A 14,201-nucleotide genomic window follows, 5' to 3' on the forward strand; every position below is an offset into this window, starting at 1 on the left:
AAACATAGAGACCTGTCATTTCCGATAGCTTGTGCCGAGGCGCAGGTTTGAAGACTCTTGCCTAGCAAAATAATGGCCGGAAAAAAAATCCGGATCCAGGGAGGAAAATTTGATCAAACAAGTAACTTTACGCCACACCCTCATCTCGAGCACAGCCATTGCGCTCGCGGCGGGACTGTCACCGGCCTTTGCTCAGGAAACGGCAAACGACGAAACCGTCGCCACGACGCAGCAGCCTGCACCAGAGGAATCGCAACGCCGGCTCACCTCGATCCAGGTGACGGCACAGCGCCGCGAAGAATCGGTCCTCGACGTTCCGATGTCGATCCAGGCGTTTGGTGAAGACCAGATCGAAGACCTCCGCGTTGACAGCGTTGATGACCTGCAATCGGTTATCCCGAGCTTCTCGGTGTCGCAGTCCTATCAGGGCGTGCCGACCTACACGCTGCGTGGCATCGGCTTTAACACGATCAACGTGTCGGCGACCTCCACGGTCGGTACCTATGTTGACGAAGTCGCCTACCCGTTCCCGTTCATGAACTCCGGCCCTGTGTTCGATGTGAACCGCGTCGAAGTCCTGAAGGGGCCACAAGGCACCCTCTTCGGCCGCAACACGACGGCTGGTCTTATCAACGTCGTCACCAACAAGCCTTCCGATGAATTTGAAGCCTTCGCTGTGGCCGATGTCGGTAATTACGAAACCTTCAACTATGAGGGCATGATCAACCTGCCGATCGCTGACACGCTCCAGTTCCGCCTGGCTGCCCGTCAGGAAACGAGCGATGAAGGTTGGCAGCGCTCCGACACGCGCCCGAACGAAGAGCGCGGCAAGATCGACAAGCTCGGCTTCCGTGCAGCCCTTGCCTGGCAGCCGACCAGCAATCTCGACGTCGACCTGTCCTGGAATGGCTGGACCAACAAGTCTGACACCATTGGCGGTCAGGCAATCGGCCTCACGCCAGCAACCAACCCGTTCAGCCCATTCGCTGGCGGTGGCGCAGGCGCAAACGCGGCCGGTGTCGTCGACTATGTGATCAACAACAACCCGACTTCTGCCGAGCAGGCAGACTGGGCCCCGCTTGGCGCACGCGCTGGCAGCGAGTTCGGTATCGCAGGTTTCAGCGGACCGCTTGAAGAAGACTCCACCTTCAATGCCTACAAGCTCGGCATCGACTGGAGCCTCGACAACGGCATGCGTATCGTGTCGCTGACGGGCTATAACGAGCTGGAACGTGAAGCGCTTCTGGATTGGTCCGGCGCACCTGCCGCCATCCTGCTGCAGGACATCGACGCTGAAATCGAGTCGTTCAGCCAGGAAATCCGCCTTGAGGGCTCCAACGGTATCGCAGACTGGATGGTCGGCGCTTACTACTCCAAGGATGAGATCACCGACTCCAACCAGACGCTGCTGCGTGACAATGCGAACAGCAACTTCATCAGCGCTGTCGCAACCGGTCTTGCCTACGACACCGAGAACACGCTGCGCCTTCTCAACCCGGCCCTGATCCAGCTGCAGCAGGCAAACCCTGCGGCCTACGCCGCGGCAATCGCCCAGCAGACAGCGTTCATCAATTCGCTGAATGTCGATCCTGAAACCGGCCTGCCTTACTCGCCGGCTGAGATCCTCGGCTCGTTCCAGAAGTATCAGGACATCGGCCAGTTTGAGTCGACCAGCGCCAGTATCTTCGCGAACGCCAACTGGCGCCTCACCCCTGAATGGGAACTGATCACCGGTATCCGCTATACCGAGGATGAGCAGGACTATATTGGCTGTTCGGCCGACATTGACGGTTCGATGCAGCCAAACGTGAACATCTTCAACCGCTTCTTCTTTGTCGGTTTCTATCCGGATGTGAACGTGCCGCCAGCGCCGCTGCTAGAGAATGGCTGTAACACCTACAGCAACATCCAGAACACGTTCGGCCCGGTCGACTCGAATGTGAAGGAAGACAATGTTTCCTGGCGCGTCGTGGCGAACTACACGCCAGAGCGTTTCGAAGACCTCCTGCTCTTCGCGTCGGTCTCAAAGGGCTACAAGTCGGCTGCAACGCCTGTGAACGCTGCTTCCAAGGCAGAGCAGAACTTCCCGGCCACGCAGGAAAGCCTTCTTGCCTATGAAGTTGGCATGAAGGCTGGTCTTCTCGACGGCCGCATGCAGGCGAACGCTGCCCTGTTCTACTATGACTACACTGACAAGCAGGGCGCACAGTTCTTCCCGGATCCGATCTACACGGCGCTCTCGCAGCTCCAGAACGCTCCGGAAGCTGAAGCCTACGGTCTTGACGCTGAGATCACCTGGCTGCTGACGGACAATCTGACGGCAATCGGCGGCCTCACGCTGCTCAACACCGAGTATGGTAGCTTCGACACCTTCGATTTCGCTGGCCGCCCGACCAATGTTCAGGGCGACCCGTTCCTCTACAGCCCGGAAACGGCAGCAAGCCTGACCTTCCTCTATGATCGTCCGCTGAATGACAGCCTTGGCTTCTCGGCTGCACTTAACGGCCGCTGGCAAAGCGACTCCACGGCAGGCGATCCGGACAATGAGCTGTACGACATCGACTCCTACGGCCTGCTCAACGGCTCGATCGCCCTCTACTCGATCAATGATGGCTGGGAAGTCTCGCTCTGGGGCAAAAACCTCACTGACGAGTATTACTGGCAGCAGATCACCTCGAACGCGAACGTGATCATGCGCTTTGCCGGTAAGCCGCGGACCTATGGCGCCAGTCTCTCTTACCGGTTCTAAGCCGGAAGAGGACCACCTCGTGACAAATGAGAAGTGCCGACCCAAACGGGTCGGCACTTTTTTGTTGTCGGTTGGAATGACACGTTGAAGGCGCACCGCCTTCAGCGCTTAGTGCTTGGTTTTCTCGGTAATTTCGTCAGCGCGTACACGCACCGTCATGCTGGCGCGGATCGAGTCGCTCATTTCGGACGCGGCTTCCTCAATCGCGTCTGCCTCACAGGCGTTCGCCAGCAGCACGAGCGCTTCGCTCAACAGCATCATGGACGTTGCACGCTCTCGTTCCGAGCTTGGCAGATCGACCCGATGGTCCTCAATGTTAAGCAGGACGGTATCCCCATCCAGAATACTCAGTTTCATAAAATCCCCCAGTGTCCCCGCGATTACGCTAATCAGCACGATCAGAGGTTGTCCAGCCCTCTTCGCCTGTAGCGCGAACAGGTTCGTGTGCGGAGGGTCAGGCGTCGATACTTGCCTTCATGGCGCGCGCTGCATCATCGCGGTAGTAGCGCGCCGCCAAGACCAGGCAGACGATACTGGCTGCATTGAAACCCAGAATGACCTTCAGCGCATCTGCAAGTGGGCTCGCATGACCGGCCGCCGCGAAATAATCGCTGATTGTGCCCGCGATGAGCGGTCCCCCGCCGATGCCAATAAGGGTCAGGCAGAACAGGGTGAAGGCGGCGCCGACCGAGCGCATCCTGACCCGAACCAGCTCCTGCGTCGCTGTATAGGCGATGGAAGCGTAGATTAGACCAACAAAACTCGGAACGATGTTCCAGACATAGGCCATCTCAACCGTCCGCGCGCTTAGGAACATCCAGGCAAATGGCAGCGCTATGGCGCTGGTCGCGGCAATGATCCACGGGCGCCAACGCAAATCCCTGGTTGAGAGCCGATCACAGGTCGCGCCAAGGATCATGGCCCCTGCCCCGCCGACGCCGCCGATGAGAAGCCCGAGCGGCAAGGAAACATCCTGTGGCTGCAGATCAAATGTGCGTTGCAGATAGCTTGAGGTGAAGGCGACGAAGGCGTTGGCCGAAATACAGATGAGAAGACAGCCAAGCAGGATGAGCATGTAGCTCCGCTGGCTCAGCATGAACTTCATGGTCTCGCCAAAGCCCGGCGCGTCCTCAGTCGGCTGGCTCGCGTCAGAGAAACCGCGCACCGGCTCCTTCACGGTGAAACGGACCAGCAGGGCGAGGACAAGCCCCGGAATACCGGCAGCGAAGAAAGCCGCACGCCATCCGAAATGTGCGTAGACATAGGCGCCGAGGATGTAGCCGATCATGATCCCGAAGCCGATGCCGCAGGTATAGACGCCAAGCGCAAAGGCCCGCTGCTGGGGCGGATAGAGGTCTGCGATCATGCTGGTCGCGGGCGGCGTGCCACCGGACTCGCCAATGCCCACGCCCATGCGAGCAAGGAAGAGATGCCAGAAGTTCTGCGCGAAGCCCGACAGCGCCGTCATGCCGGACCAGATGGTGAGCGCGAGCGCGATGATATTGCGCCGGTTTCCCCGGTCCGCCCACATGGCGACCGGAATACCCAGCGTGGCGTACAGCGCGGCGAAGGCGAGCCCCGTCAGCCAGCCAATCTGCCCGTCGGAGAAGCCGAACTCTGCCTTGATCGGTTCAATGACGGTGATGAGAATCTGCCGGTCGACATGGTTGAACGTGTAGACAAGGGTCAGGACAGCAAGCACCCAGGCGCGCCCGGGGACTGATCTGGTGCTCGGGGCGGCTGCTTGCTGGCTCATCACTTGGTCTCCAGTCGCTGAAGGAATGTCGAAATGGCGCGGATGGCGGCGGGCTCATTAAGCAGAGGTGCGTGGCCACGATCCGGAATGGTTACCAGCTCACTGTCTGGATGCCGGCGCGCCATCCGTTTAGCGGTCGATGTCGTCAGGATGTCAGACATCTCGCCGCGCAGGATCAGAAGCGGGATGGATTTCAGTGACCCAAACAAACGCCACATCGCAAATCTGGTCATCAGCCCCGCCTTCGCCTCACCGAGGGAGCGCGTGATTTCGGGGTCGTAGTCTGCGCGCACAGAGCCGTCTAGCTCCTCACGCCATGTCCGCTTTGCAAATGCCATCCAGTCATCATCGCCAAAGCCCGGAAAGGCGTCGGCCTGCGCGGCTTTCACCTTCCCGGCCGCTGCTTGCCATGTCGGGGCCGGCTTGGGGTTCTTCGAATAGACAGCAATACGCGCAAGGCCTGCCGGGTTCACCACGGGGCCGACATCGTTAAGGACCATGCCGCTGATCCGCTCTGGCGCAACCTTTGCCATGATCATGGCCATGAGGCCGCCCATGGAGGTTCCGATCAACGCCATGCGGGAGAGCCGAAGCTGGTCAGCGAGCGCGAACATATCCTGCGCATAGATTTGCGGCGAATAGGTTTCAGGCTTGCTCGACCAGTCCGACTGGCCGCGCCCGCGAACATCGACCGCGATAAAACGGTATTGAGGCCCAAGCCGCTCAATCATCGGCTCGAAGTCCTTATGGTTGCGCGTCAGCCCGTGCATACAGAGCACGCTGAGCGGAGCATCTTCCGGACCATAGGATTTCGCAAACAGGTCGAGACCGTCGGCGGACGTGTAGTGAATATCGCTCAAAGCAGGCCCCTGCCGTAAAAATCAGGGTGCGGCCGGCACGAACTGGCGCCCGCCGCACCCCTTGGGAGGAGAGATCTGACTAGAACCGGTAGTCGATACCGGCGGTCACCGTGCGCGGATCGCCGTAGAAGGCTGTCAGCGTGCCTTCGAGACCGAGCGTTGGCGTGAACGTCCCGTTCGGGTTCACCGTCACGAAGTTATAGCCCGCGACGATGTACTCTTCGTCGGTGAGGTTCTTGCCGGTCAGGCTGAAGCCCCAGCGGCCGTCCTCGGTTTCCCAGCGAATGCTGGCATCCCACAGTGTGAACGCTTCCTGGTCGAGGAACGGGTTCGGCACTTCGAACTGGCTGGACTCACCGCGATAGGAAAGCTGCGTGTTGAGAAGCAGATTGCCCCCAGCGAATGGCGTGTCATAGGAAATCCGGCCGTTTGCAGTCCATTCTGGCGTATTCTGGATCACGCGCTGGTCGGAGACATCATTGCCGAATGCATCGATGAACTCGTCATACTGTGCATCCAGATAGCCGACAGACCAGCCTAGGTTCAGGAGGTCGCCTGCACGGGCCATGTCCTCGGCAAGCGTTGCCGTGCCTTCGAACTCGACGCCCCAAATCGTGGCGGCGCCAGCATTCGTGGTCACACCCGAGAAGGAGTCGTTGACGCCGTCGCCATCGGTATCGACACCGATGGAGCCCGGCACCTGCACGTCCTTATAGTCGGAGTAGAAACCGGCCAGGCTGTAATTGACGCGGCCGCCAAGCTGGCTTGCCTTGTAACCGACCTCGTAGGAATCGACCTCTTCCGGATCGAACTGCATGAAGGTGTAAATCTCGTCCGAAGAAACCACCCCGTCCTGATTGAGGTCCGGTGCTGCCGTCGTCTGGCCGCGCGGGTCGAAGGAGCCACCTTTGAAGCCCTGCGAGTAGGTCGCGTACAGGTTGGATTCTGGCGTAATCGCATAGCTAAGCGATACGCGCGGGCTGAAATCATCGAAGGTCGCTTCACCTTCAAAGTTCGACGTGGTCGCGATTGGAATGCCAGCACCACCGAAGAACTCAGAGAACCCACCGATATATGTACGACGTTGCACAATCGAGGAACGCGTATCTTCGGTGTAGCGACCACCGAGCGAGAGCGACCAGCGATCTGTCAGATCATAGGTGAAGTCACCAAAGATCGACCAGGTCTCCGTGCCTACATCACCGAAAGTCTGCGCATTCAGACCCGGCAGGCTCAGCAGATCACCCGTCGTCGCCAACAGGACGTCAAACACGGTCGAGGCGTTCGCATCGAGATAGTAGACGCCGATAAGGCCGTTCAGGCGGTCGCCTGAATAGAGGAACTGAAGCTCTTCGGAGAACTGATCGTTCTCATAGATCGCCGGGACGTCGACATCGGCTTCTGGCAGCGAGTCGAAGTCGATCGGCGAGGTACTTTCATCCTCGCGGTAAGCCAGGATATTCTTGATCGTCCAGTTGTCGTTGAGTTCCCATTCTGCAATGAGCGACCCACCATAGGCCTCGACGCGCTGGTCAACTGCGTTCAGGCCAGCGCGCGTGTCATACACGTCGCCAAGCACCGGATAGGTGAAAGGCGGGAACTGGTCCGGGATCAGACGGTGGCCCTGACGGGCGTTGGACTTGTCCAGCGAATAGTCCGCGGCAGCGCGAACCTGGAAGTTGTCCGCAAGGTCGAGCTCGGCTGAAACACGCGCACCGAAGAGCTCCTTGTTATAGTTCTCTTCGCCGGTGATCCGGTTTTCACCGAAGCCGTCGCGGTTGAAGCTCGCAACAGCTGCGCCGACACGGAAAGTGTCCGTCACTGGCAGCGATGTGGTCAGGACGCCATCAAGCTGGCTGTAGCTACCGACTTTGACATTGGCTTCAAAGGTCGGCTCATCCGAAAGACCGCGCGTGACATATTTGATCGCGCCGCCAATCGTGTTGCGACCATAGAGCGTGCCTTGTGGGCCACGCAGGACTTCGACGCGCTCAACGTCATAGACATCAAGCACAGCGCCCTGCGGACGGTTGAGGTAGACGTCATCGACATAGATGCCGACGCCAGCCTCAAAGCCTGCGACTGGGTCCTGCTGGCCAACGCCGCGGATAAAGGCCGAGAGCGTGGTGTTCGTGCCGCGGGACACTTCCAGCGTCACGTTCGGCGAGATTTTCGCGACTTCTGTCAGGTCAGCCACGCCGAGGTCTGCCAGAAGCTCGCCATCGAAAGCTGAAACGGACAGCGGAACGTCGACAAGGCTCTGCTCACGGCGCTGGGCGGTGACAGTCACCGTGTTGAAGCGGCGCTGGTCCTGAGCCTCTTCGGCTGTATCGCCAGCGACAGTATCGTTCTGGGCACTAGCAGCCATGCCGGCAGTCAAAGCAATGACCGAGACGAGCGCCAGGCGAGCGGAATGCGGGGTACAAAGTTTCATGATATCCTCCCTTCATGCATCTTCGCGCATTGCAGGCAGGTGTCTCATCTTGCCGGTTCGCCGCCATGACACTTATCGTCAAGGCCAGTGAACACTTTCGCTCAAGCAGATAGGTTCAGGACTGGAAATCCTGCGCGAACGCGGCGGGCGTTTTCCCCTTCCAGCGCTTGAAGGCGCGGTTGAAAGCGCGGATGTCGGAATAGTCCAGTGCCTCGGTCGCCTGTGCCACGGAAGCACCGCGTTTCAGCATGCCTTCCGCGCGCAGGAGGCGCGTCTCAAGCAGGAGATCGCGGAATTGCACGCCCTCTTCTGACAGGCGCCGGCGCAGTGTTGCGACGCTGATATCCAGCTTTCGCGCCACGTCTGACTGGCGCGAAAGGCCATCCTCCAAGAGGTCGCGGGTGCGCGCCGCAATGCTGCGCTCTCCGTCAATCGCATCACGCGTATCGAGGTGGCTGATGACGCGTGAGAACAGCCCGTCCGTACTCATATCGACGGCTTCGCGGATCTGGAGCGGTGCGCAGGCAAGGTCGAAATCGTAGATGAGCTCATAGGCTGGCGCGCCATATTCGAGCGGGACCGACCAGAATGCGTTTTGCGGCCGACGCGTCTCGCCGCGCCGCCGCTTGAGCTTGATCCGCCGCAGCGCTGCACTCGCCGCCCCTTCGGTCAGACTATCGAGCAGGCAGTGGATCTTGATCGTCAGGCAGTCGCCGACCAGCTCAACGAAGTCGGTATTCTCACGTGAGCGATACGGAAAATGGCTGTCATCAATGATCAGCGCCAGCCTGCTGTCGCCGAACCTGACCGAGTTATAGGTATCGCCATGCATCATGTTCATATGCTCGGCGAGGATCTCGATCGTCGCCATCAGCGAGGTGGCATTCTGCATTTGAGCGATGAGAAACTGACCCGTCTTGAAGGTCAGCTTCCGGCTGGAGATGACAGCCGTGAGGTCGTCAGACGCGAGCGCCAGCGATCTCTGGATGCGGAAATAGTCAGCGATCTCGATCCTGGCGTCGCCGCCCTCGTCTGAGCGCTGTATGAAAGGCGCAAGATCGACGCCATGCTCAACCGCTGCATCAACGAGCGGCTGGATATCCCCGATCTCTACAAATGCTCTGGACATCGGCCTGCGTATACTCTGACGAAACTGTACAGCGATCCGCGAAAGCGGGTCTCACGAAAGTATACCACAATTCACGCCGGGCCTATGCCCCTGCGTAAGCAGCTGAATTATCATGGAAAACAAACCCGAAAATGGTGCCCAGGAGAGGACTCGAACCTCCACGGATTGCTCCACACGGACCTGAACCGTGCGCGTCTACCAGTTCCGCCACCTGGGCACTTTCGGAAGGCGGGTTGATAGGACTGCTGCGCGCTGAGGTCAACGCGAAATTCCAGTGAGATGGGCAGCAAACGGCAACTTATTTCTGCGGGCAAAACAGCGCTTGACCCTCCCATGCGTCAGCCCGCTAGCGCTGGGAGATGAACGCCGCCGCAAGAGCAGGCGTCTGATACACCGCAGGGAGAGACCACCATGTCAGAGACAGACACCGCCGCCAGCGTCCTTTATGAGGTCAAGGATCATATCGCGACCATCACCCTGAACCGGCCAGAGCGGCGCAATGCGCTCAATTTCGATGCCTATGACCGGCTGGAGCGCGCGCTGCGCCGATCCGTGACTGACGCCGATGTTCGCTGCGTGATCGTGACCGGGGCTGACCCCGCTTTCTGTTCTGGCGATGATGTCCGCGAGATCATGGCCGCGCCGAAGCCCAAGGACGCGGCACCAAAGTCCCCAACCGTCCGCCACCAGCCGACCCCTGCCGCGATGGCTGCGCTGGAATGCGACAAGCCTCTGATTGCGGCCATCAATGGCGCCGCCATCGGCTGGGGCATGGAACTTGCGCTCTATGCCGATATCCGCATCGCCTCAGACAAGGCGAAGTTCTCCGAAATGTTCATCAAGCGCGGGCTCGTTTGCGATGTGGGTGGCTTTTACCGCCTGCCCTCGATTGTCGGGCCAGCCAAGGCCGCCGAGCTACTCTTTACCGGCGACGTCATCGACGCGCAGGAGGCAGAGCGCATCGGCCTCGTCACCCGCACTGTTCCGCATGAGCAGCTGATGGATGAGGCAAGAGCGCTCGCCGCGCGTATTGCAGAGAACCCGCCGCTCGCGCTTCGCTACATGAAGGAAGGCATCCGCAAGGGGACCTATGGCGACCCGCGCGAGCTAGGCGGCTGGGCAATTGAGACTATTCGCGCGCTGATGCAGACCGAGGACCACAAGGAAGGCGTGGCGAGCTTTCTGGAGAAACGCCCGCCTGCCTTCAAAGGCCGCTAGGCTGGTTTTGCGGCGCGCCGGTCGAACACCTCGAACGCCAGCATGCCTGCCGCCATCGCCGCAAGGAAACCGAGCGCTGGAACGCCGCCAATCGTGAGCGCTGCGATCGCTGGCCCGGGGCAGAGACCGACAAGGCCCCAACCGATGCCGAACAGGACAGCGCCTGTCGCGAGCTTCGCGTCGACCTTGCGGTTGCCCGGCACCTGGAAGCTCTCTGCCAGAACGGGACGCGGGCGCAGCCAGACGAAGCGATAGCCAATCGCCGTCACGATGAGCGCGGCGCCCATCACGAAGGCGAGCGACGGGTCCCAATTCCCGAAGAGGTCGAGGAAGGCGATTACTTTTGCCGGGTTGACCATTTGCGAGATAACCAGCCCGAGACCAAAGGTGAGGCCTGCCAGAAGGGCCATGAGATTACGTGCCATATGCATCAGGCTCCAATCGGGGGTTTGAGAAGCGCGACGGTCGCCATACCGGCGGCCATGAACAGCACGACCGACACCATGGACCGCGGCGACAGGCGCGACAGGCCGCAGACGCCATGTCCGCTCGTGCAACCCGAACCGAGCCGCGTGCCAAAGCCGACCAGCAAGCCGCCAGCAATGATAAGCGGCCAGCCTGCCTCTAAATCAAACGCAGGCTTCTCAGCTGCCGCCAACCAGTAGACGAGCGGCGCCGCCACCAACCCCAACACAAAGAAGACGCGCCAGCTACGGTCACCCTTGGCCGCGAAGACTGTGCCGGAGAACAGGCCGCTGATCCCCGCGATCCGTCCGTGAAACGCCATGAGCAGGACGGCAGAGAGGCCAATTAAGGCTCCGCCGATGCTGGCGCTGATAGGTGTGAAATCTTCCACTTTCGACTTCCCAAACTAACAATTTACGCTTATGTAAAATGTAAAGTGACTTTGCGCAAGATGTATCGGACCTCGCTATGATCAAGGATGTGAAAAACATGGAGCCGCTCGCCCGCGAGGCGACGACGCTTCTGAAGTCCCTGTCGCATCCGGACCGGCTCATGGTCTGCTGCCAGCTTCGCGGCGGCGAGATGAGTGTTGGCGAACTCGAGATACAGCTCGAAATTCCCCAGCCCCGGCTCTCGCGGGAACTCGCCAAGCTGCGCGAGGAAGACATCATCTCAGCCCGCCGGGATGGCAAGGTCGTTCACTATTCGCTGGTCGATGCACGCGTTCATGCGCTGGTCGACGCAATCTGCACGGTGATGCTCGGCTCTAAAGCGGACCCGGACGTCCGCTTCGAGGCTGAGCCCGAAGGAGAAAAATGATGAGGAAACCCGACGTAAAAGGCTTCTTTGACGAGGCCACGAACACGATCAGCTATGTGGTCTGGGACAAGGCAACAAAGCAGGCAGCCATCGTCGACTCGCTGCTCGACTTCGACCAGGCATCCGGCCGCACAAAGACGGATTCGGCGGACGTCATGATCGCATTCGTGAAGGAAGCCGGCCTCACCGTCGACTGGATCATCGACACCCATGTCCACGCCGACCACCTGACCGCCGCGCCTTACATCAAGAGCCAGCTAGGCGGGCGCACCGGCATCGGTGAGCACATCGCCACGGTTCAGAAAGTCTTCGGTGAGATCTTCAATGAAGGCCAAGAATTCCACACCGATGGCAGCCAGTTCGACCATCTGTTCAAGGATGGTGAGACCTACAAGATCGGCAATATCGACGCCCGCGCCATCCACACGCCGGGCCACACCCCCGCCTGCATGAGCCACCTGATCGGTGACGCGCTCTTCGTCGGCGATACGATTTTCATGCCTGACTTCGGCACCGCGCGCTGTGACTTCCCGGGCGGAGACGCCGGCACGCTCTACGACTCGATTCAGAAGCTCTTTGCCCTGCCCGGCGATACGCGCGTCTTCCTCTGCCACGACTACAAGGCTCCCGGCCGCGATGAGTATGTGTGGGAGACGACGATCGCCGAGGAGAAGGCGCACAACAAACACGTCCATACGGGCATCTCGAAAGAAGAGTTTGTAAAGATGCGCATCGAGCGCGATGCCACACTCGCCATGCCAAAACTCATCCTGCCATCGGTGCAAATCAATATGCGCGCTGGCGAAATGCCGCCCGCCGAGGAGAATGGCAAACGCTACATGAAGATCCCGATCAACGCGCTCTAACCCCTTAAGGACGCCGAACATGGCATTCCGAGCCGCCAGATATTTCCCCATACTCGAATGGGGCCGCGACTACCGCCGCGACACGCTGATCAACGATCTGATTGCGGCGGTGATCGTGACGATCATGCTGATCCCGCAATCGCTGGCCTATGCGATGCTGGCGGGCCTTCCGCCTCAGGTCGGGCTCTACGCGTCCATCCTGCCGCTGGTCGCCTATGCCATCTTCGGCACCAGCCGGACGCTGGCCGTCGGCCCCGTGGCGATCCTCTCCCTGATGACGGCGGCCGCCGCCAGCAAGATCGCACCACAAGGCAGCGAGGCCTATATACAGGCCGCGCTGATCCTCGCTTTCCTGTCAGGGGCGATCCTTCTGGTGCTCGGCCTGTTGCGCGCCGGGTTTCTGGCCAACTTCCTCAGCCACCCTGTCGTCTCCGGCTTCATCACGGCCTCGGGCATCATTATCGCGGCGTCCCAGCTGAAACACATTCTCGGCATCAATGCAGGCGGCGGAAACCTGCTGGAGATCGTCACATCCCTCATTGCCAATGTGGGCGAAACGAACGCGCCGACCTTCATCATCGGCGCCGCCTCGCTCATCTTCCTGTTTGGCTCGCGCAAATTCCTGAAGCCTGCCCTGATCAAACTTGGCCTGCCGGAAAAAGCCGCAGCCATCATTACGCGCACCGGACCGGTCTTCGCCGTAGTCGCGAGCATCCTCGCCGTCGCATTCTTTCAGCTTGATGAGGACGGTGTCCGCATCCTCGGAGAGGTGCCGCGCAATCTGCCTGAAATCGGCCTTCCGGCTTTTGACCGCGAAATCTGGATGCAGCTTTTAGGTTCTGCAGCTCTGATCAGCCTGATCGGTTTCGTGGAGTCGGTCTCGGTGGCCCAGACGCTCGCCGCCAAGCGCCGTCAGCGCGTGGACCCGGATCAGGAACTGGTCGGCCTCGGCGTTTCCAGCCTCGCAGCAGGCATCTCGAGTGGCTACCCGGTCACGGGTGGTCTCGCCCGCTCTGCCGTGAACTTTGACGCAGGCGCTGAAACCCCGGCCGCAGGCGCTTTCACCGCTGTCGGCATCGGCCTCGCGACCCTCTTTTTGACGCCTTATCTCTTCTTCCTGCCGCAAGCAGTACTGGCCGCGACCATCATCGTCGCCGTCCTGTCGCTCGTCGACTTCAAGGCGCTCCGCCAGGTCTGGTCCTATTCAAAGTCTGATTTCAGCGCGATGGCCGCGACCATCCTCGTCACGCTATTCGCTGGTGTGGAGCTTGGCGTGACCACAGGCGTCGGCCTCTCGCTCTTCCTTCATCTCTACAATACCAGCCGCCCGCACTTTGCCCTCGTCGGACAGGTCCCGGGCACCCACCACTTCCGCAATGTGAACCGCCACCGCGTGGTCATCTCCGACACGGTCCTCACCATCCGGATCGATGAGAGCCTCTATTTCGCGAATGCCCGCTTTCTTGAGGACACCGCCTATTGCGTGGTCAGCAACAGGCCGGACCTCAAACACCTCGTTCTCATGTGCTCAGCCGTGAACCGGATCGACGCGAGCGGTCTGGAAAGCCTCGAAGCCATCAATCTCCGGCTTCGGGATGCAGGCATCAAACTCCACCTCTCAGAGGTCAAAGGCCCCGTCATGGACCGGCTGCAACGCTCGCATTTCCTCGATGAGCTGAGCGGCAATGTCTATCTCAACACCTATGACGCCATGGAGGATTTAGACCTCGACTGCGTACAGGCCGCCTTTAGCAAGGACGCCAAGACCACCAGCCCCGAAGCCATCCCCTGCCCCTCCCTCACACTTGCAGGACTGGAGCGGGTCTAGAAATCAACTCGCTCGAAAGCTGTCCGTTTCGACCTTGTAAACGCTTGTGTGGAGCTGCGGATCGTCGCAAGCTTTCA

The 14,201-nt window shown here is 60.1% G+C and carries 12 protein-coding genes and 1 tRNA gene; 5 read left to right on the forward strand and 8 right to left on the reverse strand.

Going from position 1 to position 14,201, the window contains the following annotated elements; genetic code table 11:
- The first annotated feature begins 109 nt into the window (after positions 1-109).
- A complete protein-coding gene (locus tag D1222_RS09415; protein WP_119454004.1) occupies positions 110-2,749 on the forward strand; it encodes a TonB-dependent receptor in 2,640 nt (879 codons plus the stop codon).
- Positions 2,750-2,857: 108 nt separating this feature from the next.
- Here the strand turns inward: D1222_RS09415 and D1222_RS09420 are convergent, their stop codons facing one another.
- The 6 genes from D1222_RS09420 to D1222_RS09445 form a co-directional block, all read right to left on the reverse strand.
- Positions 2,858-3,106, reverse strand: a complete 249-nt coding sequence (locus D1222_RS09420; protein WP_147371850.1) for a hypothetical protein — start codon at positions 3,104-3,106, stop codon at positions 2,858-2,860.
- 97 nt (positions 3,107-3,203) lie between these two features.
- On the reverse strand, positions 3,204-4,505 hold the full coding sequence (locus D1222_RS09425; RefSeq protein ID WP_119454006.1) for a spinster family MFS transporter: 1,302 nt from the start codon (positions 4,503-4,505) through the stop codon (positions 3,204-3,206).
- A complete protein-coding gene (locus tag D1222_RS09430; protein WP_119454007.1) occupies positions 4,505-5,365 on the reverse strand; it encodes an alpha/beta fold hydrolase in 861 nt (286 codons plus the stop codon). Before D1222_RS09430 ends, D1222_RS09425 begins: the two co-directional genes overlap by 1 nt.
- A 79-nt stretch (positions 5,366-5,444) precedes the next feature.
- On the reverse strand, positions 5,445-7,799 hold the full coding sequence (locus D1222_RS09435; RefSeq protein WP_119454008.1) for a TonB-dependent receptor: 2,355 nt from the start codon (positions 7,797-7,799) through the stop codon (positions 5,445-5,447).
- Positions 7,800-7,914: 115 nt separating this feature from the next.
- Positions 7,915-8,928, reverse strand: a complete 1,014-nt coding sequence (locus tag D1222_RS09440; protein WP_119454009.1) for a helix-turn-helix domain-containing protein — start codon at positions 8,926-8,928, stop codon at positions 7,915-7,917.
- A gap of 132 nt (positions 8,929-9,060) precedes the next feature.
- A tRNA-Leu gene (locus D1222_RS09445) sits at positions 9,061-9,145 on the reverse strand.
- A 194-nt stretch (positions 9,146-9,339) separates the two neighbouring features.
- On the opposite strand from D1222_RS09445, the gene D1222_RS09450 reads away from it, so the two are divergent.
- Positions 9,340-10,146, forward strand: a complete 807-nt coding sequence (locus D1222_RS09450) for an enoyl-CoA hydratase/isomerase family protein (RefSeq protein ID WP_119454010.1) — start codon at positions 9,340-9,342, stop codon at positions 10,144-10,146.
- On the opposite strand, the gene D1222_RS09455 is transcribed toward D1222_RS09450, so the two are convergent.
- Both D1222_RS09455 and D1222_RS09460 read right to left on the reverse strand, forming a co-directional pair.
- Positions 10,143-10,571, reverse strand: a complete 429-nt coding sequence (locus D1222_RS09455) for a DUF6691 family protein (RefSeq protein ID WP_119454060.1) — start codon at positions 10,569-10,571, stop codon at positions 10,143-10,145. The genes D1222_RS09450 and D1222_RS09455 overlap by 4 nt on opposite strands.
- Before the next feature lie 5 nt (positions 10,572-10,576).
- The gene (locus D1222_RS09460) at positions 10,577-11,002 is read right to left on the reverse strand and encodes a YeeE/YedE family protein (protein ID WP_119454011.1); all 426 of its coding nucleotides are present in this window, start codon (positions 11,000-11,002) and stop codon (positions 10,577-10,579) included.
- A 77-nt stretch (positions 11,003-11,079) separates the two neighbouring features.
- Between D1222_RS09460 and D1222_RS09465 the strand changes: the two genes are divergently transcribed.
- The 3 genes from D1222_RS09465 to D1222_RS09475 are packed head-to-tail and all read left to right on the forward strand — an operon-like array spanning position 11,080 to position 14,124.
- Positions 11,080-11,430: an ArsR/SmtB family transcription factor gene (locus tag D1222_RS09465; protein ID WP_119454012.1), complete on the forward strand. Its 351-nt coding sequence runs from the start codon at positions 11,080-11,082 to the stop codon at positions 11,428-11,430.
- Positions 11,430-12,296 (forward strand): MBL fold metallo-hydrolase, encoded by an 867-nt coding sequence (locus tag D1222_RS09470; RefSeq protein ID WP_119454013.1) that lies wholly within the window; start codon positions 11,430-11,432, stop codon positions 12,294-12,296. Before D1222_RS09465 ends, D1222_RS09470 begins: the two co-directional genes overlap by 1 nt.
- 19 nt (positions 12,297-12,315) lie before the next feature.
- The gene (locus D1222_RS09475; RefSeq protein ID WP_119454014.1) at positions 12,316-14,124 is read left to right on the forward strand and encodes a SulP family inorganic anion transporter; all 1,809 of its coding nucleotides are present in this window, start codon (positions 12,316-12,318) and stop codon (positions 14,122-14,124) included.
- The last annotated feature ends 77 nt before the right edge of the window (positions 14,125-14,201 follow it).

Origin of the sequence: Henriciella algicola (genome assembly GCF_003576245.1) — a bacterium.
Classification (GTDB): Bacteria; Pseudomonadota; Alphaproteobacteria; order Caulobacterales; family Hyphomonadaceae; genus Henriciella; species Henriciella algicola.